Annotated in this window: 17 protein-coding genes; 7 read left to right on the top strand and 10 right to left on the bottom strand. The window is 68.3% G+C overall.

What is annotated here, in order from left to right:
* Nucleotides 1–31: 31 nt before the first annotated feature.
* The 4 genes from J2W23_RS00980 to J2W23_RS00965 are packed head-to-tail and all read right to left on the bottom strand — an operon-like array spanning nt 32 to nt 3442.
* Nucleotides 32–838 (bottom strand): PPK2 family polyphosphate kinase, encoded by an 807-nt coding sequence (locus J2W23_RS00980; protein ID WP_176657957.1) that lies wholly within the window; start codon nt 836–838, stop codon nt 32–34.
* Nucleotides 839–881: 43 nt separating this feature from the next.
* Complete coding sequence (locus tag J2W23_RS00975) at nt 882–1316, bottom strand: RNA-binding S4 domain-containing protein (RefSeq protein WP_176658957.1); 435 nt, start codon at nt 1314–1316, stop codon at nt 882–884.
* 19 nt (nt 1317–1335) lie between these two features.
* A complete protein-coding gene (locus J2W23_RS00970; RefSeq protein ID WP_307647344.1) occupies nt 1336–2754 on the bottom strand; it encodes a sensor histidine kinase in 1419 nt (472 codons plus the stop codon).
* A gap of 7 nt (nt 2755–2761) precedes the next feature.
* The gene (locus tag J2W23_RS00965) at nt 2762–3442 is read right to left on the bottom strand and encodes a response regulator transcription factor (RefSeq protein WP_176657955.1); all 681 of its coding nucleotides are present in this window, start codon (nt 3440–3442) and stop codon (nt 2762–2764) included.
* 139 nt (nt 3443–3581) lie between these two features.
* On the opposite strand from J2W23_RS00965, the gene J2W23_RS00960 reads away from it, so the two are divergent.
* The 3 genes from J2W23_RS00960 to J2W23_RS00950 all read left to right on the top strand — a co-directional run bounded on the left by J2W23_RS00960 (nt 3582) and on the right by J2W23_RS00950 (nt 6714).
* A complete protein-coding gene (locus tag J2W23_RS00960; RefSeq protein WP_176657954.1) occupies nt 3582–4541 on the top strand; it encodes a Bug family tripartite tricarboxylate transporter substrate binding protein in 960 nt (319 codons plus the stop codon).
* 96 nt (nt 4542–4637) lie between these two features.
* Nucleotides 4638–5189, top strand: a complete 552-nt coding sequence (locus J2W23_RS00955; protein ID WP_307647343.1) for a tripartite tricarboxylate transporter TctB family protein — start codon at nt 4638–4640, stop codon at nt 5187–5189.
* Nucleotide 5190: 1 nt separating this feature from the next.
* Nucleotides 5191–6714, top strand: a complete 1524-nt coding sequence (locus tag J2W23_RS00950) for a tripartite tricarboxylate transporter permease (protein WP_307647342.1) — start codon at nt 5191–5193, stop codon at nt 6712–6714.
* Between the two features lie 61 nt (nt 6715–6775).
* Here the strand turns inward: J2W23_RS00950 and J2W23_RS00945 are convergent, their stop codons facing one another.
* The 6 genes from J2W23_RS00945 to J2W23_RS00920 form a co-directional block, all read right to left on the bottom strand.
* The gene (locus J2W23_RS00945; protein WP_176657951.1) at nt 6776–7717 is read right to left on the bottom strand and encodes a peptidoglycan-binding domain-containing protein; all 942 of its coding nucleotides are present in this window, start codon (nt 7715–7717) and stop codon (nt 6776–6778) included.
* A gap of 191 nt (nt 7718–7908) precedes the next feature.
* Complete coding sequence (locus J2W23_RS00940; RefSeq protein ID WP_307647341.1) at nt 7909–9159, bottom strand: acyltransferase family protein; 1251 nt, start codon at nt 9157–9159, stop codon at nt 7909–7911.
* A gap of 47 nt (nt 9160–9206) precedes the next feature.
* Nucleotides 9207–12347 (bottom strand): efflux RND transporter permease subunit, encoded by a 3141-nt coding sequence (locus tag J2W23_RS00935; RefSeq protein WP_307647340.1) that lies wholly within the window; start codon nt 12345–12347, stop codon nt 9207–9209.
* Nucleotides 12348–12365: 18 nt separating this feature from the next.
* Nucleotides 12366–13583 (bottom strand): efflux RND transporter periplasmic adaptor subunit, encoded by a 1218-nt coding sequence (locus J2W23_RS00930; protein WP_307647339.1) that lies wholly within the window; start codon nt 13581–13583, stop codon nt 12366–12368.
* Nucleotides 13580–15106, bottom strand: coding sequence for an efflux transporter outer membrane subunit (locus J2W23_RS00925; protein WP_176657947.1), 1527 nt, complete (start codon nt 15104–15106; stop codon nt 13580–13582). Before J2W23_RS00925 ends, J2W23_RS00930 begins: the two co-directional genes overlap by 4 nt.
* Nucleotides 15103–15867: a TetR/AcrR family transcriptional regulator gene (locus tag J2W23_RS00920; protein WP_373423854.1), complete on the bottom strand. Its 765-nt coding sequence runs from the start codon at nt 15865–15867 to the stop codon at nt 15103–15105. The genes J2W23_RS00925 and J2W23_RS00920 overlap by 4 nt, the downstream gene beginning before the upstream one ends.
* A 139-nt stretch (nt 15868–16006) precedes the next feature.
* On the opposite strand from J2W23_RS00920, the gene J2W23_RS00915 reads away from it, so the two are divergent.
* The 4 genes from J2W23_RS00915 to J2W23_RS00900 all read left to right on the top strand — a co-directional run bounded on the left by J2W23_RS00915 (nt 16007) and on the right by J2W23_RS00900 (nt 20757).
* The gene (locus J2W23_RS00915) at nt 16007–17530 is read left to right on the top strand and encodes a sigma-54 interaction domain-containing protein (RefSeq protein WP_176657945.1); all 1524 of its coding nucleotides are present in this window, start codon (nt 16007–16009) and stop codon (nt 17528–17530) included.
* Entirely contained in the window at nt 17527–17790 is a 264-nt protein-coding gene (locus J2W23_RS00910) for a hypothetical protein (RefSeq protein ID WP_176657944.1), read from the top strand. The genes J2W23_RS00915 and J2W23_RS00910 overlap by 4 nt, the downstream gene beginning before the upstream one ends.
* A 157-nt stretch (nt 17791–17947) precedes the next feature.
* Nucleotides 17948–19135 (top strand): substrate-binding domain-containing protein, encoded by a 1188-nt coding sequence (locus J2W23_RS00905; protein WP_013541857.1) that lies wholly within the window; start codon nt 17948–17950, stop codon nt 19133–19135.
* Nucleotides 19136–19299: 164 nt separating this feature from the next.
* The gene (locus J2W23_RS00900) at nt 19300–20757 is read left to right on the top strand and encodes an extracellular catalytic domain type 2 short-chain-length polyhydroxyalkanoate depolymerase (protein ID WP_307647337.1); all 1458 of its coding nucleotides are present in this window, start codon (nt 19300–19302) and stop codon (nt 20755–20757) included.
* The last annotated feature ends 35 nt before the right edge of the window (nt 20758–20792 follow it).

The following is a 20792-nucleotide window of genomic DNA, read 5'->3' as shown; positions in this document are numbered from 1 at the left end:
CGCCGCTGCAACCAGCGGCACGGGCTTTTTCTTACTTGACGATCATTCCCTTGAGCGCCGGGTCCGGCGGCGGGGTCTTGAATTTCATCTGCCGCAGCGTCTTCATGAGCAACTGCGCAATCATCAGGTTGCGGTGCCGCTTGCTGTTGGCCGGTATCACGTACCAGGGCGCATGCTCGGTCGAGGTGGCCGCCAGGGCGTTTTCGTAGGCGCGCTGGTAGGCGCTCCACTTGGTGCGCACCTCCAGGTCGCCCATGCTGAACTTCCACTGCTTGCCGGGCGTGTCGATGCGGGCCTGCAGGCGCTCGCGCTGTTCGTCCTTGTCGATGTGCAGCATGCACTTCACGATGACCGTGCCGGTCTCGACCAGGAGGCGTTCGAAGTCGTTGATCTGCGCATAGCGGCGCTTGGCCTCGGCCTTGTCGATCCAGCCTTCGACCACCGGCACCAGCACGTCTTCGTAGTGGCTGCGGTTCCACACCGCGATCTCGCCGGTGCGCGGCACGACGGCATGGCAGCGCCAGAGATAGTCGCGCGCCCGTTCTTCTTCGGTCGGCGCCTTGAAGGCCGCCACGCGCACGCCCAGCGGGGAGGTGCGCGAGAACACCCAGCGCACCGTGCCGTCCTTGCCGCTGGTGTCCATGCCCTGCAGCACCAGCAGCACCTTGCGGCGACCTTCGGCGTGCAGCAGGTTCTGCAGCTCGTCGAGCTCGACGGCCATGGCGTCGACTTCTTCGCGCTGCGCCGCTTCGTCGCCCTCGCAGAAGGCGGTGTCGCCGGGATCGATCTGCGAAAGCTTGAACTTGCTGCCGACACGGTATTTCTTGAAGCTGGCCATGAACCGGAACCCCTTGAAGAAGGAAAGCCGACAGCGTACGCGATCAGCGCTCGGTGTCTTCCGGGTCGATCGACGCGCTCCAGCGGTTGTCCCATTCGGCGTGGCGCACCGCGCCATCGAGGTCGCGCCGGTCGCGCTTGGTCGGGCGTCCCTGCTCGATGGCCAGGGCGGGTTCGCTGCCCATGCGGCGCTGTTCGCGCAGCGCGGCCTGTGCGGCGATGCTTTCGGCCGTTTCCTCGTAGAGCAATTGCGCGACGGGCGCCGGCCCGCGCTGGCCGCTGATGCCGCGCACCGTCACTGTCCGCGTCTGCACGCCCAGGCGCATCGTCACCGTGTCGCCGGTTTTCACCTCGCGCGATGCCTTGGCGACATCGCCGTTCACCTGCACCCGGTTCTTGCCGATTTCCTCCGCGGCCAGCGAACGCGTCTTGAAGAAGCGTGCGGCCCAGAGCCATTTGTCGATGCGCAGACGTTCCATGGGTTCCATAGGTGGGAATTCAATTGTGCCGCCAGAGCGGAAGGTGCACGACAGCATCCAGCCCGACCACGCGTGCGGTGTTGCCCTGCGCGGTGCGGTTGTCCAGGTCGATGCGGCCGTCCAGCGCCAGCACGATCTCGCGGCAGATCGCCAGGCCCAGCCCCGAGCCGCTGGACGTGCTGCCGGCGGAGAACGGCGCGAACAGGCGCTGCCGCAGTTCGGGCGAAATGCCCGGTCCTTCGTCGCGCACGGTGAGCACCGCCTGGTCGCCCTCGGCCCGCACGATCACCGACAGCGCCGCGCCCTGCGGGCTCTGCTTGATCGCGTTGTGCAGCAGGTTGCGCGTGAGCTCCTGCAGCATCCACTGGTGCGCGCGCACGGCCACCGGCTCGCCCGCGGCCAGTTCGAAATCCAGTGCCTTGTCGGCCACCAGCGGCGACAGGTCGAGCACGATGTTGCGCACCACCTCGCCCAGGTCCAGCGTCACCGACTCGGGCTGCTGGCGCAGTTGCTCCACCTTGGCGAGCGAGAGCATCTGGTTGGCCAGCATCGTGGCGCGCTCGACCGTCTGGCTGATCTCGCCGAAGGCCTGCTCGGGCGCCACGTCGCCGCGGCGCGCCGACTGCACCTGCGCCTTGAGCACCGCGAGCGGCGTGCGCAGCTGGTGGGCGCTGTCGCGCACAAAGCGCTTCTGGTGATCGAGCAGCCGCTGCAGCCGGCCCATCACCTCGGTGGTGGCGTCGATCAAGGGGCGCAGCTCGCGCGGCGCGTCGGGCGCATCGATGGGCGAGAGGTCGTCGGCCGGCCGCTTCTCGATGGCTTCGCCCAGTTCGCGCACCGAGCGCGTGGCGCGGTGCACCACGAACACCGTGACGCCGGCGATCACGCCCATCAGCAGCAACTGGCGCCAGAGCGTGTCGAGCAGCAGCTTGCGCACCAGCGTTTCGCGCAGCTCGAGCGTCTCGGCCACCTGCACCACGGCCATGCCGCGGCCGCGCGCGCTGGCCACCGGCTGCAGCAGCACCGCGACACGAACCGGCTGCCCACGGAACTGCGCGTCGTAGAAATCGACCAGCGCCGCATACGCGCTGCGGTCCGGTATGCGGCCGCGCCAGAACGGCAGCTCGACGAAGCCCGAGATCAACTCGCCGTCGAGCGCGGACACGCGGTAGAAAAGCCGGCTGCGGTTGTCGGCCTCGAAGGCCTCGAGCGCGGAGTAGGGCACGATCGCGCGCAACTGCGCCTTCTCGTCGTAGCCCTCCACGTCGAGCTGCTCGCCGATGGTCTTGGCCGAGGCGAGCAAAGTGCGGTCGTAGGCGGTGGTGGCGGCCGCGAGGCTCTGGCGGTACAGGCTCACGCTGTTGATCACGATGAACACCGCCACCGGCGCGAGGATGCCGAACAGCAGCCGCGCGCGCAGCGAAGACACCTTCTTCATGCGGCCTTCATGCTTCGGGCCGCAGCAGATAACCGAGACCGCGCATCGTCATGAGCACCGCGCCCGTGCCCACCAGCTTCTTGCGCAGGCGATACACCACCACTTCGATGGCCTCGTACTGCACATCGGTTTCGCCCGGAAACACCAGCTCGAACAGGCGCTCCTTGGTCACCGCATGACCCGGCTTCATCATCAGCGCCTTCATGAGCGCGAGTTCGCGCGGCGTGAGCTCCAGCAGGTCGGCGCGGTTGTAGATGGCGCCGTTGTCGGGCTCGAAGCGCAGGCCGCCGATCTCCTGCGGGTTCAGGCCCGTGTCGGGCCCGGCGCTCTGGCTGCGCCGGCGCAGCGCGCGGATGCGGGCTTCCAGTTCGTCCAGGTCGAAAGGCTTGGGCAGGTAGTCGTCGGCGCCGGCGTTGAGGCCGACGATGCGGTCGCCCACCGTGCCGCGGGCCGTGAGCAGCAGCACCGGCGTGCGCAGCCCCTCGGCGCGCGCCTGCGCCAGCACCTGCAAGCCGTCGAGGTTCGGCAGGCTCAGGTCGAGTGCCACCACGTCGGGCTCGATGGCACGCCATTGCGCCACCGCCTCGGCCCCATCGCCGCACACGCGCACGTCGATGCGGCGGCGGCCGAGCGTGCGCTGCAGCGTGATTTGCATCGAGGGATCGTCTTCGACCAGCAGCAGCTTCATACGGGAGGGGGCGGAATGGATACTTTGGTGTTTTCCCCAGTCCGGCGGACAGCCAACTGACAGCGGGGCGGCGCATGATAGCGGCTCAGGTCCGAGTCAGGTTCCTCTCATTTCCCTTTCAGCCCCTCTGGAGACAACGATGCGTCGCGATACCTTTTTGAAGTCCCTGGCCGCTCTGGCCGCCGCCGGCGCGTTGCCGCTCTCGGCGCGTGCCGCTGCCAACGTCAAGATGATGATCCCCGCCAACCCGGGCGGCGGCTGGGACACCACCGGCCGCGCATTGGGCAAGGCCCTGAGCGATGCCAAGGTGGCCGATACCGTCACCTACGACAACAAGGGCGGCGCCGCCGGCGCACTGGGCCTGGCCCAGTTCGTGAACGGTTCCAAGGGCGATCCCAACGCGCTGATGGTCATGGGCTCGGTCATGCTGGGCGGCATCATCACCGGCAAGCCGCCGGTCAAGCTGGAGCAGGCCACGCCCATCGCGCGCCTGACCACCGAATACAACGTGTTCGTGCTGCCCGCCAACTCGCCCCTGAAGACCATGAAGGACGTGGTCGACCAGCTCAAGAAGGACCCGGGCAGCGTCAAGTGGGGCGGCGGTTCGCGCGGCTCCACCGAGCACATCGCCGCGGCCATGATCGCGCAGAAGGTCGGCGCCGATCCCTCCAAGATCAACTACGTGGCCTTCCGCGGAGGCGGTGAAGCCACCGCCGCCATCCTGGGCGGCAACGTCACCGTCGGCGGCAGCGGCTACAGCGAGTTCGCCGAATACATCGCCGCCGGCAAGATGAAGGCGATTGCCGTCACCTCGGCCCAGCGCCTGCCCGGCATCAACGTGCCCACGCTCAAGGAGCAGGGCATCGATGTGGAAATCGGCAACTGGCGCGGCGTGTACGGCGCCCCCGGCATCTCGGCCGAGCAGCGCAAGGCGCTGACCGACATGGTGCTGGCCGCACTCAAGAGTCCGTCGTGGGCCGAGTCGCTGAAGAAGAACGACTGGACCGCGGCCGTGCTGTCGGGCGAAGCCTTCGCCAAGTTCGTCGATGACGATTTCGCCAGCCTCCGGGCCATCATGACCAAGTCCGGCATGGTCTGACCCCCGGCACACCAATGCCTGCCGAATGGCACGCTGTCCTCGCAAGAGACGACAGCGTGCCGTTTTCAAATCCAGCACCACATTCCGGGAGCAAAAATGACAACTCCAGATTCCTCGGTCTCGCCGTCTGACGCGGCGGCGCAAGCAGCGGCAGTCTGGCCGCAAACCCTCGTCGGCGCGGGCGTCCTGCTCACGGGCCTCGCACTGGCCTTCGGTGCCATCGACATCTCTTCCGAAGCCGGCTACGGCGGCGTCGGCCCCAACTTTCTGCCCTGGCTGGTGTCCGTGGTGCTCGTGCTGTGCGGCGCCTGGATCCTCTGGGAAGCGCGCACCGGCGGCTTTCGCGAACTCGATCCGCCCACCGGTGCCGACCGCGCCTACTGGCCCGGCTTCGTCTGGGTCTCGGCCGGGCTGCTGCTCAACGCGGCGCTGATCACCACGCTGGGCTTCATCCTGAGCTGCACGCTGTGCTACGTGCTGGCCGTGCAGGGCCTTCGCCGCGCGAGCGGGCAGGCCGGCGTGAACGCACCGCGCACCTGGGTCATCGATTTCGTCACCGGCGCGCTCATCGCCGCCCCGGTGTTCTGGATGTTCACGCAATTCCTGGCCATCAACCTGCCCGGCCTCACTTCCACTGGGTGGCTCTGACATGGAAATCTTCAACGCACTCATGGCGGGCTTTGCCGCCGCCATCACGCCCGTCAACCTGCTCTGGTGCCTGGTCGGCTGTGCGCTCGGCACGGCCGTCGGCGTGCTGCCCGGCATCGGCCCGGCGGTGGCCGTGGCCATGCTGCTGCCGATCACCGGCAAGGTCGACATCACGGCCTCGATGATCTTCTTCTCGGGCATCTACTACGGCGCCATGTACGGCGGCTCGACCACGTCCATCCTGCTCAACACGCCCGGCGAAACCGCCAGCATGGTGACCGCGATGGAGGGCAACAAGATGGCCAAGAGCGGCCGGGCGGGCGCGGCGCTCGCCACCGCCGCCATCGGCTCCTTCGTGGCCGGCACCATCGCCACGGTCGTCGTCACGCTGTTCGCGCCGTTCGTGGCCGACTTCGCGGTCAAGCTCGGACCGCCCGAGTATTTCCTCCTGATGCTGCTGGCCTTCACCACGGTGAGCGCGGTGCTCGGCAAGAGCACGCTGCGCGGCATGACGGCGCTGTTCGTCGGCCTGGCGGCCGGCTGCATCGGCCTGGACCAGATCTCGGGCCAGGGCCGCTACACCGGCGGCGTGCCCGAACTGCTCGACGGCATCGAGATCGTGCTGGTCGCGGTGGGTCTCTTCGCGGTGGCCGAGGTGCTCTACGCCGTGCTGTACGAGGGCAAGGTGGTCGAGGGCCAGAACAAGCTGAGCCGCGTGCACATGACCAAGCGCGACTGGAAGCGCTCGATTCCCGCCTGGCTGCGCGGCACCGCCATCGGCACGCCCTTCGGCTGCATCCCGGCCGGCGGCACCGAGATCCCGACCTTCCTGAGCTACGCGACCGAGAAGAAGCTGGCCAAGGACAAGGAGGCCAAGGCCGAGTTCGGCACCACCGGCGCCATCGAAGGCGTGGCCGGCCCCGAGGCCGCCAACAACGCCACGGTGACGGCCGCGCTGATCCCGCTGCTCACGCTCGGCATCCCGACCTCCAACACCACCGCCATCCTGCTCGGCGCGTTCCAGAACTACGGCATCCAGCCGGGCCCGCAGCTCTTCACCACCTCGGCCGCGCTGGTGTGGGCTCTGATCGCCTCGCTCTACATCGGCAACGTGATGCTGCTGGTGCTGAACCTGCCGATGGTGGGCCTGTGGGTCAAGCTCCTGAAGATTCCGAAGCCGCAGCTCTACGCCGGCATCCTGATCTTCGCGACGGTGGGCGCCTACGGCATGCGCCAGAGCGCGTTCGACCTGTTCCTGCTCTACGGCATCGGCCTCCTGGGCGTGGTGATGCGCCGCTTCGATTTCCCGACCGCCCCCGTGGTGGTCGGCATGATCCTCGGCCCGCTCGCCGAAGCGCAGCTGCGCAATGCCATGTCGATCGGCGAGGGCAGCGCATCGGTGTTCTTCCAGCGTCCGATGTCGATCGCGCTGGTGGTCGTCGTGGTGGCCGTGCTGGTGCTGCCGCGTGTGGCCAAGCGCATGAGCGAACGCAAGCTGAAGCGGCTGGCGCAACTGGACGCCTGACCGTTCTTCTGCGCTTGCTCTTCGAAATGCCGCGGCGCCCAGGCCCCGCGGCATTTTTCTTTCAGGCTGCGGCGACCGGCGCAAGGAAGTAGGCCGTCTCCTGCTGCAACTGGCCATAGGTGTAGGCGTTGCGCGCGATCACGCTCTTGTTGCCTTTGCTCTTGTCGTTGGGGTCGGGCCCGAACGCATTGCCGTCGATGCTTTCCATGCGGTCGTTGGCGTTCGAGGTGACGATGAAATGGTGGTTGCGCCCGCCCGGCTTGATGCCGCTCACCACGCCGATGCAGCCCGGGAACACCGCCGAATAGCTGGTGATGCGCTGGAACACGGCGTCGTCGAACACGTTCTTGCTGTGCTGCGCCCAGCCGCCCGGCACGTTGATGCCGGCGGTGCGGTACACGAAGATGCAGAAGATGCCGCACCAGGCGCACAGGTCGTTGGCGTTGCGCCAGTTGCCGGCGTCCATCTCCTGCCATTTCTGCACCGCCTGCGCGGTGATGGTGGGGCAGCGGCCGATGTAGGCGCCGGGCACGTTCGCATCCTGGAAGATCTTCTGCAGCGCCAGGCCGCCCTGGCGCGGCCGGTTCGGGCTCGAGGGGTTCGCGCACAGCGCCGCGGCGATGCGCTCCAGGCTCTGGCTGGGCTGCGACGACGCGGTCCAGCCCCACTTGGCCAGCACCGCTTCCGCTGTCGCCACCACGCTGGCGCCCAGCTCGGCGCCCGCTTGCTTGCCCGGCGGCGGTGGCGGTGCGGGCGGCCCACCCAGTCCCAGCACCTGCGCGATCAGCGTTTCGAGCGCACCCCAGGTCAGCGCGCCGACGACGGCGTCGGGCACCAGCTTGCAGAAGCCCTGGTATTCCTTGACCTTGGAACTGGTCATGGGCCCGAACTTTCCGTCGGTCACCAGTTGCGGGAGCCGGGAGGCCACCCATGCATTGAGGGCCGATTGCAGCAGCGAGACATCGGGGCCGAAGGAGCCGAATCGCAGGGTGGGGCGTGTCATGGCGGGGCCTCTGTCTCGAGTGAAGGGCAGGGGAATTATTCGAAGACGCGCGCGCTTGCGAAATCCGCCATGCAGCCTATTTCACAGGCCGAACGGGACAACCATTGCCGCGCCATGCTGGCCGTTCGCGCTGCGTCCGATGGGTTTGGCCGCACCGACGCGGCGCGCCGCGGCCAGGTGATCCGTCTCGATCAGGAGTTGGCGGCCTGCGCGGCAGGCAGGCCCCGCAACCCGGACCGCGCACGCTTGCCTTGCGCGATGCCTGGCTTCTCCACCAGCCGGTAGCTCGCCACCGAGGCCGCCACGAGCAGCAGCGCGCAAAGGGTGCCGACCAGCCAGTACTGCGCCGCACCGGCCATCGCGAAAGCCCGCACCGGCGGCAACGCGAAGACGGCGGTCAGCGCAATGCCCTGCAGCAGGTAGATGCTGTAGCTCGCTGTGCTCATGCGCCGCGCCGCGCGCAGGGCCAGCAGGCCGTAGAGCGTGCTGCCGGCGCAGACCAGGTGGAAAAAGACCCAGAGCAGCACGGCCTGGACGGGGCCGGCCATGTGCGGGAACCCGAAGAGCACGGCGCCCATGCAGCCCACGGCAAGCAGCGACGCCGCCCCAGCCGGCAGGCGCGAAGCGAGCCGGCTCGCGCCTTCGTGCCGCACCAGCCAGGCCGACATCATTCCCATGAGGAACGACGCCAGCACCCAGAGCAGGGCGCCGATCACCAGCGCCAGCGTGGGGTGCGAAGGCGAGACACCGGCCGACTGAAGCGCCGCGAATGCCAACGCCAGCAGGCACAGCAGCAAGGCCCCACCGACAAAGCGTGGCGTGCGCCCATGGCGCGCGAGCGGCGCCATGAGCCAGAGCGATCCGTAGAAGAGCCACTCCACGAAGACCGTCCAGGTCACGCCCGCGAGGATGAACCGCGTCCCTTCGTAGCCGTTGACGTCGGGCTGCATCGGCACGATGCCCAGCGCCAGCCATTGCAGCGCGCCGCCCAGCACGGACCAGACCGGCTCCTTGAGCGCGAACCCGGTCTTGCAGGCGACGACGAAGAGCATCAGCCCGACCGCCACTAGGTACATCGGGCCGATGCGCCAGAGCCTGCCGATGTAGAGGCTGCGCCAGTCGGGCCGGCCCTTGGTGTCCAGCAACTTGCCCCAGAACAGGAAGCCCGTGATCATGAAGAAGACCCCCACGCCGACCTGCCCGAGCTGCGTGGGGAAGCCGGTCGGTGGAAAGGTCCACACGCCGTTCCCGAGGTAGCCGTGGGTCACCATCAGGTGGTGCACGAAGACGCTCAGCGCGAGAAAGCCGCGCAGCCCGTCGAGCGTTGTGGTGCGCTGGTCGCGCGACAGCGGCTCGTCGGCGGCGCGAAAGACCGGCAGGGCCAGCGCGAGGAGCACCACCCCCATGAGCACGACGTACGGCCAGGCGGAGAAGACGCTCATCGCTTACCTCGTGTCGTCGTGTTCGATGCCGCAGGCAGGCTGGGGATTCAGGCGCCCGTGCGCGCGGGCGCACTGCCGCCGTCGGCCGGGGCTTCGCGCAGGTCGTCGTCGATGTGCGGATCGGCCGGCTGCCCGCGCAGCTTGCGCACGGTGCGCCGTATCCAGTGCTCGATGTCGTCGATGTAGGTGAACACCGCCGGCACCACCAGCAGGCTCAGCACCGTCGAGGTGATCAGTCCGCCGATCACCGCCATCGCCATCGGCGAGCGGAAACTCGAGTCGGCGGCGCCGAAGCCCACGGCAATCGGCAGCATGCCGGCGCCCATGGCGAGCGTGGTCATGATGATGGGCCGCGCGCGCTTGTGGCAGGCGTCGCGCAGCGCGTCCCAGCGGTTCATGCCGTGGTCGCGGCGCGCGACGATGGCGTACTCGACCAGCAGGATCGAGTTCTTCGTCGCGATGCCCATCAGCATGATGAGCCCGATCAGCGAGGGCATCGAGAGTGCCTTCTGCCCGATCAGCAAACCCACGAAGGCGCCGCCGAGCGCGAGCGGCAGCGCGCACAGGATGGTCACCGGGTGCAGGAAGTCCTTGAACAGCAGCACCAGCACGATGTAGATGCACAGCACACCCGTGAGCATCGCGAGGCCGAAACTCGCGAAGAGTTCGGTCATCACTTCCGCATCGCCCACTTCGGTCACGCGCACGCCGGGCGGCAGCTTCTGGATCGAGGGGAGGTTCATCACCGCCGTCTTCGCATCGCCCAGGCCCACGCTGGAGAGTTCGATCTCGAAGTTCACGTTGCGCGAGCGGTCGTAGCGGTCGATCACGGCCGGGCCGCCTTCCATGGTGAGCGAGGCCACCTGGCTCAGCATGACGGGGCCGCGTGCGCCGGGCACCGAGAGGCGGCCGAGCAGGTCGAGGTCCTTGCGCGCCGAGTCTTCCAGCTTCACCACGATCGGCACCTGCCGCTGCGCAAGGTTGAGCTTGGCGAGCGACTGGTCGTAGTCGCCCAGCGTGGCCACGCGCAGCGTCTCGGCAATGGCGGCGCTGGTCACGCCCAGGTCGGCGGCGCGCGCGAAGTCGGGGCGCACGGCGATTTCGGGACGGATCAGGCTTGCGGTGGAGGTGATGTTGCCCAGGCCGTGGATGGTGCGCAGGTCTTTCTCGACCGCGCTGGCCGCGGCTGCCAGCGCGAGCGGGTCTTCGCCGGTGAGCGCCAGGATGTATTTTTCGCCCGAGCCGCCCAGGCCCACCGTGCTGCGCACGCCGGGCAGGGTTTCCAGGGCGGTGCGGATCTGGTTCTCGATCACCTGCTTGCGCGGCCGGTCGCCGCGCTCGTCCAGCTTGATGGTGAGCGTGGCCTTGCGCGTCTCGGGCGTGCCGAAGCTCGCGAACGGGTCGCCGCCCGCGCTGCCGCCGGCCACCGTGGTGTAGACGCTCTTCACGTGCGCGATCTTCATCACGCGGTTGCGCGTTTCCTCGGCGGCTGCCGTGGTCTGCGCGAGCGTGGAGCCCGGCGCGAGCGACAGGTAGATCTGCGTCTGCGAGTTGTCGTCCGGCGGAATGAAGCCGGTCTTGAGCAGCGGGATCATCGCGAGCGAGCCGAAGAAGAAGAGGGTGGCCAGCACCATCGTCTTGAAGCGGTGGTGCGTGCTCCATTCCACTGCGCGCATGTACCAGCGCAGCCAGCCGGGCTCTTTTTCTTCGCCGACCACGGGCTTGAGGATGTAGGCCGCCATCATCGGCGTGAGCACCCGCGCGACCACCAGCGAGGCGAACACCGCGAGCGATGCCGTCCAGCCGAACTGCTTGAAGAACTTGCCGGCCACGCCGCTCATGAAGGCCGTGGGCAGGAACACCGCGATCAGCGTGAAGGTGGTGGCGATCACCGCCAGGCCGATTTCGTCGGCCGCCTCCATCGCTGCCTGGTAGGGCGTCTTGCCCATGCGCAGGTGCCGCACGATGTTCTCGACCTCCACGATCGCGTCGTCCACCAATATCCCGACCACCAGCGAGAGCGCGAGCAGCGAGATGACGTTGACCGAGAAGCCCAGCACGAACATGCCGATGAACGCCGGGATCACCGACATCGGAAGCGCCACGGCCGAGACGAAGGTGGCGCGCCAGTCGCGCAGAAACAGCCACACCACGATCACCGCCAGGATGGCACCCTCGTACAGCAGGTGCAGCGAGCCGTTGTATTCCTCTTCCACCGGGTCGACGAAGTTGAAGGCTTCGGTCAGCTCGATGTCGGGACGCTGCGCGCGCATCTCGCCCAGCGCCTTCTGTATCGCGCGGCCCACTTCCACTTCGCTGGCGCCGCGGCTGCGGGCCACTTCGAAGCCCACCACCGGCTTGCCGTTGAGCAAGGCGCCCGAGCGCGGCTCGGCGATGGTGTCGCTGATGCGCGCGACCTGATCGAGCCGCACGCGGCGACCGTCGGACAGCACGATCTGGATGTCGTTGAGCTGGTCGGCCGACTGCACGGTGGCGAGCGTGCGCACCGGCTGTTCGCTGCCGCCCAGGTCGAAGCGGCCGCCCGCGCTCTCGACCTGCACCTGGCGCAGCTGGCGCGAGATGTCGGCGGCCGAGGCGCCCAGCGCCTGCAGCTTGCCCGGGTCCAGGTCGATGTGCACCTGGCGCGTGACGCCGCCCACGCGGTTCACCGCGCCCACGCCGGGCAGCGCGAGCAGCTTCTTGGTGACGTCGTTGTCCACGTACCAGCTGAGCGCCTCGGCGTCCATTTGCGACGAGGCGATGGTGAAGGCCAGCACCGGCTGGCCCGCGAGGTCCAGCTTGGTGACCACCGGGTCGCGCACGTCGGCCGGCAGGTCGGCGCGCACGCGCTGCACCGCGGAGCGCACGTCGTCCACGGCTTCCTGCACCGGCTTTTCGAGACGGAACTCCACGATCAGCGTGGCGGCGCCGTCCTGCACCTTGGTGGTGATGTGCTTGAGGCCCTGCACGGTGGCGATGGAGTTCTCGAGCTTGCGCGCGACGTCGGTTTCCAGCTGCGAAGGCGCGGCACCGGGCAGCAACGCCGAGACCGTGACGGTCGGCAGGTCGATGTCCGGAAAGTTCTGCACCTTCATCGCGTTGAACGACAGCAGCCCACCGAAGGTGAGCAGCACGAACAGCATCACCGCCGGAATCGGGTTGCGTATGGACCAGGCGGAAACGTTCATGGCGTGTCCTTGTTTGTCTTACTTGGCGACCGCGGCGGATGCCGCGGATTTCGCCGGCTGGGCCGCTGCCGCTGGTGCGGCAGGCGGCGTTGCCGCCACCACGCGCACGAGGTCGCCGTCGTTCAGGAAGCCCGCACCCTGCACGACGACCTGTGCGCCCTCGGGCAGCGCGCTGGTGATCTCGATGCGGTCGTTCAGCCGGCGGCCGATCTGCACCTTGATCTGCGAGACGCGGTTGTCGGGCTGCAGCACGAACACGTTGTTGAAGCCGTCGCGCGGAACGATGGAGGCCTGCGGCACCGTGGGCGCCGAGCTGCGGCCGAGGTCGAAGTCGCCGCGCGCGAACATGCCGGCCTTCACGCCGGTGTTCTGCAGCACCGTGGGCAGGTCGACGTAGACCAGCGCCGCCCGCGTCTGCGGATCGACCGTGGGCGCGATGCTGCGCACCTTGCCGCGCACCTGCGCGCCGCTGGCGCTGACCACGAAGGCGGGCGTTCCGACCGCGATGCGTGCGAGCTCGGCCGAGGTGACTTCGGCGCGCCATTCGAGGCGGCCCTGGCGGATCAGGCGGAACAGCTCGGTGCCGGCCGCGACCACGCTGCCCACCGTGGCGGTGCGCGCGGAAATCACGCCGTCGTCCGGCGCCAGCACCTGCGTGTTGCGCCCGCGCACCTGCTGCGCGGCCAGCACGGCCTCGGCGGCTTCGACGCGCGCCTTGGCGGTCTGCTCGGTCGTCTGGTACTGGTTGATCTGCTGCTGGCTGAGGGCGCCCGTGGCCTGCAGCGTCCGGGCGCGCGCGGCGTTGCCGGCGGCATCGGCCGCGGTGGCGCGGGCTTCGGCCAGCGAGGCGCGCGACTGCGCGATGTCGGCCTGCACCGTCTCGGGCGAGAAGACCGCGAGCACCTGGCCCTTCTTGACCACGTCGCCCACGTTCACGCGCACCTCGGCGAGCCGGAGGCCGTTGGATTCGGAGCCGACGACGGCCTCCTGCCAGGCCGCGACGTTGCCGTTGGCAGCGAGCGTGACGGTCAGCTCGGTGGCTTCGGGCTTGGCGACGGTGACGGTGAGCGCGGGCTTGGGCGCCGCGGCGCCGTCCTTGACGTCCTTGGATTTGGCTGCCGCGGCCTGCTCGGCCGGCGTGCCCGAGGGCTTGCGCACGAGCCACACGGCCGCGACGACGACGATGACGAGCGCCAGCAGCGCGATGACGAGGGTGGAACGCTTCATTGTTTTCATGGTGACGTCGCAACCTTAGAGGTCGAGGAGGAAGTCGTTGACGAGGACGCTGACGAGGAGGCTGGAGATTCAGGCCGGTTCCAGCCGCCGCCCATCGAGCGGTACAGCGAAACCCAGGCTTCGGCGCGTTCGCGCTGCAGCGTGACGCGCGCGGTCTGCGCGGCGAAGAGGGTGCGGCGCGAGTCTTCCAGCTCGAACAGGCTGGCCAGGCCGCTGCTGTAGCGCGCCTGCGTGGCGTCGAAGGAGGCCTGGTAGTTCTTCACCGCATTGTCGGCATCGGTGGTGCGGGCTTCGGTGGCGTCGAGGTTGACGAGCGCCTCTTCCACCTCGCGCACCGCCTGCCGCACGTTCGCGCGGTAGAGCGACACGGCCTCGGTGTAGCGCGCCTTGGCCGCGTCGGTGTTGGCCGCGCGCGCGCCGAAGTCGAGCAGCGGAACGGTGAGCGACACCGGCCCGACCGTCCAGGTCTCCAGCGACTCGCGAAAACCGCTGGTGCGGATCTGCGTGCGGCCGATGGAGCCCGAGATGCTGAGCTTGGGATAGCGTTCGGCCTCGGCCGAGCCCACGTCGGCACTGGCCGAGGCCACGGCGAGTTCGGCGGCGTACACGTCGGGCCGCTGCGACAGCGCCGCTGCCGGCACGCTCTCGATGCTGCCCATCACCACCAGCGCGCGCTGCGTGTGCGAGACGGCGAGCTTCTGCGCGAGCGTGGGCTCGTCGATGCCGGTGAGCGCCACCAGCGCCTTGCGCTGGATCGCGCACTGGGCGCGCTGCTGCGTGAGGCGGCCCGAGGCGTCGGAGGCGCTCGCGCGGGCGAGGGCCGCATCGGCCGGGGCGGTGAAGCCGGCGCCCGCCGACAGGTCGGTGAGCCGCGCGGTTTCGCTGCGCGACCTGGCATCGGACTCGGACACGCGCAGCTGCTGCCGGCAGGCGCGTTCGGAGAAATAGGCGTTGGCGGTTTCCGCCGCGACGGCCACGCGCGCGTCGTGCCATTTGGCGGTTGCGCTGTCGAGCTTCTGCTGGGCCGAATCGCGGTCGGCGCGCAGGCGCCCGAAGAGATCGATCTCCCACTTCGATTGCAGGCCGGCCTGCAGCGTGGTGAGCGGCGCGGTGGCGGCTTGGGCGCTGCTGCTCGATGAGGAGGAACTCGCGCCACCCCCGCTGAAGGACGAACCCGAGACGCCCCGGCTCGCCGACGCCGTGCCGTCCAGGCTGGGCAGCAGCGCCGCGCCGGCCTGCACGCGCGTGGAGCGCGCCTCGGCCACGCGCGCCGCGGCGCTCGCGAGGTTGGGGCTGGCGTTCTCGGCCGCGGCGATCAGCTCGACCAGCAGCGGGTCGTCGAGCTGACGCCACCAGTCGGCCAGCGATGCGAGCGAGCCGCCGTGTGGCAGGGGCGCATTCCATTGCGGAGGGAAGGGCGCCTCTACCGTGGCCGGCGGGCGCGTGAGGCCGCAGCCCGCGAGGGCCAGGCTCAAGCCCAGCGGGAGGAGGCAGCGGGAGGCAATCAGTCGGAGTCGTCTCATGTCTTCTTTCTCGCGGTGCGTGCCGGGGAGGAGGCAGGCGCGGTTGCGGCTTTCTCGTCGGCGGCCACGGCCTTTCGGCGCGCGGCTTCGGCCTGCACCAGCGCCAGCGCGTAGACGGTGAGCCGGTTGGCCCAGGTGTCGATGCTGCGCGGCGTGCGCAGCAGCGAGGGGCGCACGGCCTCGATGAAATCCTGGTTCACGTACAGCTGCATCGACAGCCCCGTGATCGCGAAGGTCAGGCGGTGGATGTCGTCGTCGGCGCGCTCCAGCTTCAGGTGGCGGCACAGCAGCTCGACGATGGCGCGGTGCGGGCCCTTGATGTCGCGCTCGATCTCCTTGGCCCACTGGCTGGTCGGCTCCAGCATCTCGCGCATGTGCAGCTGGATGCACTGCCGCACGATCTCGCCCTGCTTGAGCGGCTCGATCACCGAGGTGAAGCAGATGCGCAGCGCCTCTTCGAGCGTCAGGTCGGGGGTGCTGAAGATCGCCACCAGGTCGTCGGAGTCGCCGCCCATCGGCTCGGTGAAGCAGGCGCCGTACAGGCCGTTCTTGTCGCTGAAGTAGTAGCTGATGGCCGAGATGTTGACGCCGGCCTCGCGGGCGATCTCGCGGGTGGAGGTCTTGGCGAAACCCTTTTGCGCAAAGAGCCGCAGCGCGGTGTGCAGAAGGCGATGCCGTGCCTCGGCGCCGTCGGCGCGCGGTGCCCGGGGCGCACGAGGCGGCGTGGAAATGATGGGATCCCTCGCGTTCATGCCCGGCATTAAACCACGGACGAAATCAAACGATTGATTTACTTAAGGGATGCTGAAGACCTTTTTTCCGTTGGCGCCGTTCCAGGCGTTTCCGGCGCCGCATCGGCGCCGGATTTGTTGTCTTTCGATGCACAGTTACGATCCGCCCATGCCTGCTGCCCCAGCCGTTCCCCCTGCCTTGCCCCTGGATGCCGAAGGCATCCTCGCGCTCGCTGCGCGCTCGATGTTCCACCTGTTCTCCAGCATCAGCCAGGGCATGTTCCTGGTCGACAGCAGCGGGCGCATCGTGTGGGTGAACGAGGGCTACCGGCGCTTCCTGCCGGCGCTGGGCTTCTCCTCCATCGACCAGTTCCTGGGCCACATGGTCGAGGACGTGATCCCCAACACGCAGATGCGCCGCGTGCTCGAAACCGGCGAGCCGATTCTTGTGGACCTGCTGACCAACAAGGCGGGCACCTTCGTGGTCAGCCGCATTCCGCTGCGTGAGGAGCGCGAGGGCGGGGCAGGCGATGTCATCGGCGCCATCGGCATCGTGCTGTTCGACCAGCCCGAGACCACGCTGCAGCCGCTCATCAGCAAGTTCGCGCTGTTGCAGCGCGACCTGGACGATGCACGGCGCGAACTGGCCAGCCAGCGCAACAACCCGCTGTACCAGCACGCGCCCGACGGCCAGCGGCGCTCCAAATACACCTTCGCGAGCTTCATCGGCAGCAGCCCCGCGGCCGTGGAGGTCAAGCGCCATGCGCGCCGCGCGGCGCAGTCGACCAGCCCCGTGCTGCTGCTGGGCGAAACCGGCACTGGCAAGGAACTGCTGGCGCATGCGATCCATGCATCATCGGCGCGGGCCAAGGGCATGTTCGTCAGCGTCAACATCGCCGCCGTGCCCGACACCTTGCTCGAAGCCGAGTTCTTCGGCTTCGCCCCCGGCGCCTTCACCGGTGCCGACAGGCGAGGGCGCGAAGGCAAGTTCAAACTGGCCGACGGCGGCAGCCTCTTCCTCGACGAGATCGGCGATATGCCGCTCGGCCTGCAGGCCAAGCTGCTGCGCGCGTTGCAGGAGGGCGAGATCGAACCGCTCGGCTCCAACAAGCTCGTTCCCTTCGATGCGCGCGTGATCGCCGCCACCTCGCGCGACCTGCCCGAGCTGGTGCGCCGCGGCCTCTTTCGCGAAGACCTCTATTACCGCCTCAACGTGCTGCCGCTGCGCGTGCCGCCGTTGCGGGAGCGGCGCAGCGACATCCCCGCGCTGGTCGAGGCGTTGGGCGAAGACATGGCGCTGCGCAGCGGCGAGGCACCGCCCGAGCTCACGCCCGATGCGCTCGCGCTGCTCGCGGGCCAGCACTGGCGCGGCAACATCCGCGAACTGCGCAACGTGCTGGAGCAGGTGACGATGCGCAGCGATTCGCAACGCATCGACGCCGTGCAGCTCGAACGCATCCTGCGGGAGGCAGGGCTGGAACAGATCGAGCTGCCCGACTTGTCGCATGCGAATGGCGACGAAGAAGCCGCATTGCTGCGGCCGCTGGCGCAACAGGTCGCCGAGCTGGAGCGCAAGGCCATCGCCGCCGCGCTCGCATCCACGGGCGGCAACAAGCTCGCGACCTCGCGATTGCTCGGCATTTCGCGCGCGACCTTGTACGAGCGCATGACGAGCCAGGGGCCATCGTCATGAGCGTGCGAGCCCTGCGTTCCACCTTTGGCCCCAACTGCCACTGGTGCGGCCTTCCCATGGATTTCGACGAGCCGCACGGCCGGCCCGAGTCCGCGACCATCGAGCACCTTGTCGACTCGACCCTGGGCGGCGTGCGCAACCAGAAGCACCGCCGCCTCGCCCACGCCATCTGCAACCACACGCGCAACGAATTCCGGATGCAGGCCGAGCGCGAATTCCAGCGTTGGATCGCGGTACGGCAGGCTTCTGGCAAACCCTGACTGAAAAAAAGACAATTGCCTGAAATTCAGTCATGACAAGTGTTCTGAAATCAGGCGGCAAGGGCATCTTCCCAATGAAGAAACCTTTGTTATCAATGAGTTGGGTGCGTGGCACGAACTGTGCAATATTCAGTCACCACTTTCAGGAGACATAACGATGATCCGTCGCCACCTCGTCGCGCTGGCCGCGCTTTCCGCCTGCGCCGCTGCTGCCCCCGCCTGGGCCCAGTCCAACGAAATCCGCATCGCTCACATCTACAGCAAGACCGGTCCGCTGGAGGCCTACGGCAAGCAGACCCAGACCGGTTTCGCGATGGGGCTGGACTACGCCACCGGCGGCACGATGACGGTCAACGGCAAGAAGCTGGTGGTCATCGAGAAGGACGACCAGGGCAAGCCCGACCTGGGCAAGTCGCTGCTGGCGGCCGCGTACTCCGACGACAAGGCCGCGCTGGCCGTCGGCCCGACCGCTTCGGGCGTGGCGCTGGCGATGCTGCCGGTGGCCGAGGAGTACAAGAAGATCCTGCTGGTCGAGCCCGCCGTGGCCGACTCGATCACCGGCGACAAGTGGAACAAGTACATCTTCCGCACCGGCCGCAATTCGAGCCAGGACGCGATCTCCAACGCGGTGGCGGTCGACAAGGCCGGCGTCACCGTCGCCACGCTCGCGCAGGACAACGCCTTCGGCCGCGACGGCGTGAAGGCCTTCGGCGCCGCGCTCAAGAAGGCGAAGCTGGTGCACGAGGAGTACCTGCCGCCCGCAACCACCGACTTCACCGCCGGCGCGCAGCGCCTGATCGACAAGCTCAAGGACCAGCCGGGCCGCAAGATCATCTGGATTGTCTGGGCCGGCGCGGGCAACCCGTTCAAGATCGTCGACCTCGACCTCAAGCGCTACAACATCGAGATCGCCACCGGCGGCAACATCCTGCCGGCCATGGCCGCCTACAAGGCGCTGCCGGGCATGGAGGGCGCCGCGTACTACTACTTCGGCATCCCGAAGAACCCGGTGAACGAAGCGATGGTGTCGGCGCACTACAAGCAGTTCAAGACGCCGCCGGACTTTTTCACGGCCGGCGGTTTCTCGGCCGCGATGGCGGTGGTGACGGCGCTGAAGAAGACGGGCGGCGACACCAACACCAACAAGCTCATCAGCACCATGGAAGGCATGAGCTTCGACACGCCCAAGGGCAAGATGACTTTCCGCAAGGAAGACCACCAGGCGATGCAGTCGATGTACCACTTCAAGATCAAGGTCGACCCGGCGTTCGCCTGGGGCGTACCCGAATTGGTCCACGAGATCAAGCCTGAAGAGATGGACATCCCCATCAAGAACAAGCGCTGAGCGCCCACCCGATCCCGCGGCCCTGAGGAAGGCCGCACTCCCATTTCGCCCCGGATGGCCGCCGGGCGAAGCGCCAGCCTGCGTCCGCGCAAGCCGGCGTGATCCACGGCCGATTCGTCAGTCTGCAAGCAAGCGTTCGATACCCACAACACTAGGAGACAGCGATGCAAGCGATGAGAAGGAACTGGAAGGGACTGGCCGCCGCTGCGGCCATGGCGATGGCGGCGCACGCCGCGACGGCGGCGGTGCCGCTGCCGTCGCTCGGCGCCAATCCGGCGGAGGTGAGCGTGTCGGGCCTCTCGGCGGGCGGCTTCATGGCGGTGCAACTGCACGTGGCCTATTCGGCCACCTTCAAGCGCGGCGCCGGTGTGGTCGCCGGCGGGCCGTACTACTGCGCCGAAGGCTCGGTGCTCAACGCCACCGGGCGCTGCATGACGCACAGCACCAGCATCCCGGTGTCCACGCTGGTGAGCACCACCAACAGCTGGGCCGCGAGCGGCGCGATCGACCCGGTCTCGAACCTCACGGGCTCGAAGGTCTACCTGTTCTCCGGCACCGCCGACAACACCGTCAAGCAGGCGGTGATGGACGACCTGAAGACCTACTACCAGAGCTTCGTGCCGGCCGCCAACACGGTCTACAAGAACAACCTGGGCGCGGGCCACGCGATGGTCACCGACGACTACGGCGGCGCCTGCGGCACCACCGCCACGCCCTACATCAACAACTGCGGCTTCGACCTCGCGGGCGAGATCCTTGCGCACCTGTACGGCCCGCTGAACCCGCGCAACAACGGCACGCTGGGCGGCACCTTCACCGAGTTCAACCAGGGCGAGTTCGCCGGTGGCTCCGGCATGGCCGCCACAGGCTGGCTCTACACGCCCGCAGCCTGCGCCGCCGGCAGCGGCAGCAGTTGCCGCGTGCACGTGGTGCTGCACGGCTGCAAGCAGAACTACACGGACGTGAGCGACCAGTACGTGAAGAAGACCGGCTACAACCGCTGGGCCGACACCAACAACATCGTCCTGGTCTACCCGCAGACCAGCACCGCCGCTACCAACAGCTGCTGGGACTGGTGGGGCTATGGCAGCGTCAACTACGCGAAGAAGTCCGGCCCGCAGATGGCCGCCGTCAAGGCCATGGTCGACCGCGTGACCAGCTCGGGCGGCGGCTCGTCGCTGCCGGCACCCACCGGCGTGGGCACCTCGGGCGCGACCGCCAGCAGCATGGTGATCGGCTGGGCCGGCGTCTCGGGCGCCACCGGCTACAACGTGTACCGCGGCGGCAGCAAGGTGAATGCCGCGCCGGTCGCCGGCACCAACTACACCGACACGGGCCTGGCCGCCTCCACCACCTACAGCTGGACCGTGGCCGCGCTGGACGCGAGCAACGCGCAGGGCGCGATGTCCACGGCCGCCACCGGCACCACCACCTCGGGCGGCACCGGCGGCACCTGCTACACCGCGAGCAACTATGCGCACACCCTGGCCGGGCGCGCCTACGCGTTGTGGGGGCTGACCTATGCCTACGGCTCGGGACAAGCCATGGGCCTGTGGAACATCTACGTCACCACCACGCTGAAGCAGACCGGCCCGAACTACTACGTGATCGGCACCTGTTGAGGCCGGTCGACTTCGACACTCTTTTCTTTCTGCAA

It is taken from the genome of Variovorax boronicumulans (assembly GCF_030812215.1).
Classification (GTDB): Bacteria; Pseudomonadota; Gammaproteobacteria; order Burkholderiales; family Burkholderiaceae_C; genus Variovorax; species Variovorax boronicumulans_C.
Note: the sequence above shows the minus strand (reverse complement) of the source record. Positions and strands in the feature narration are given on the sequence as shown.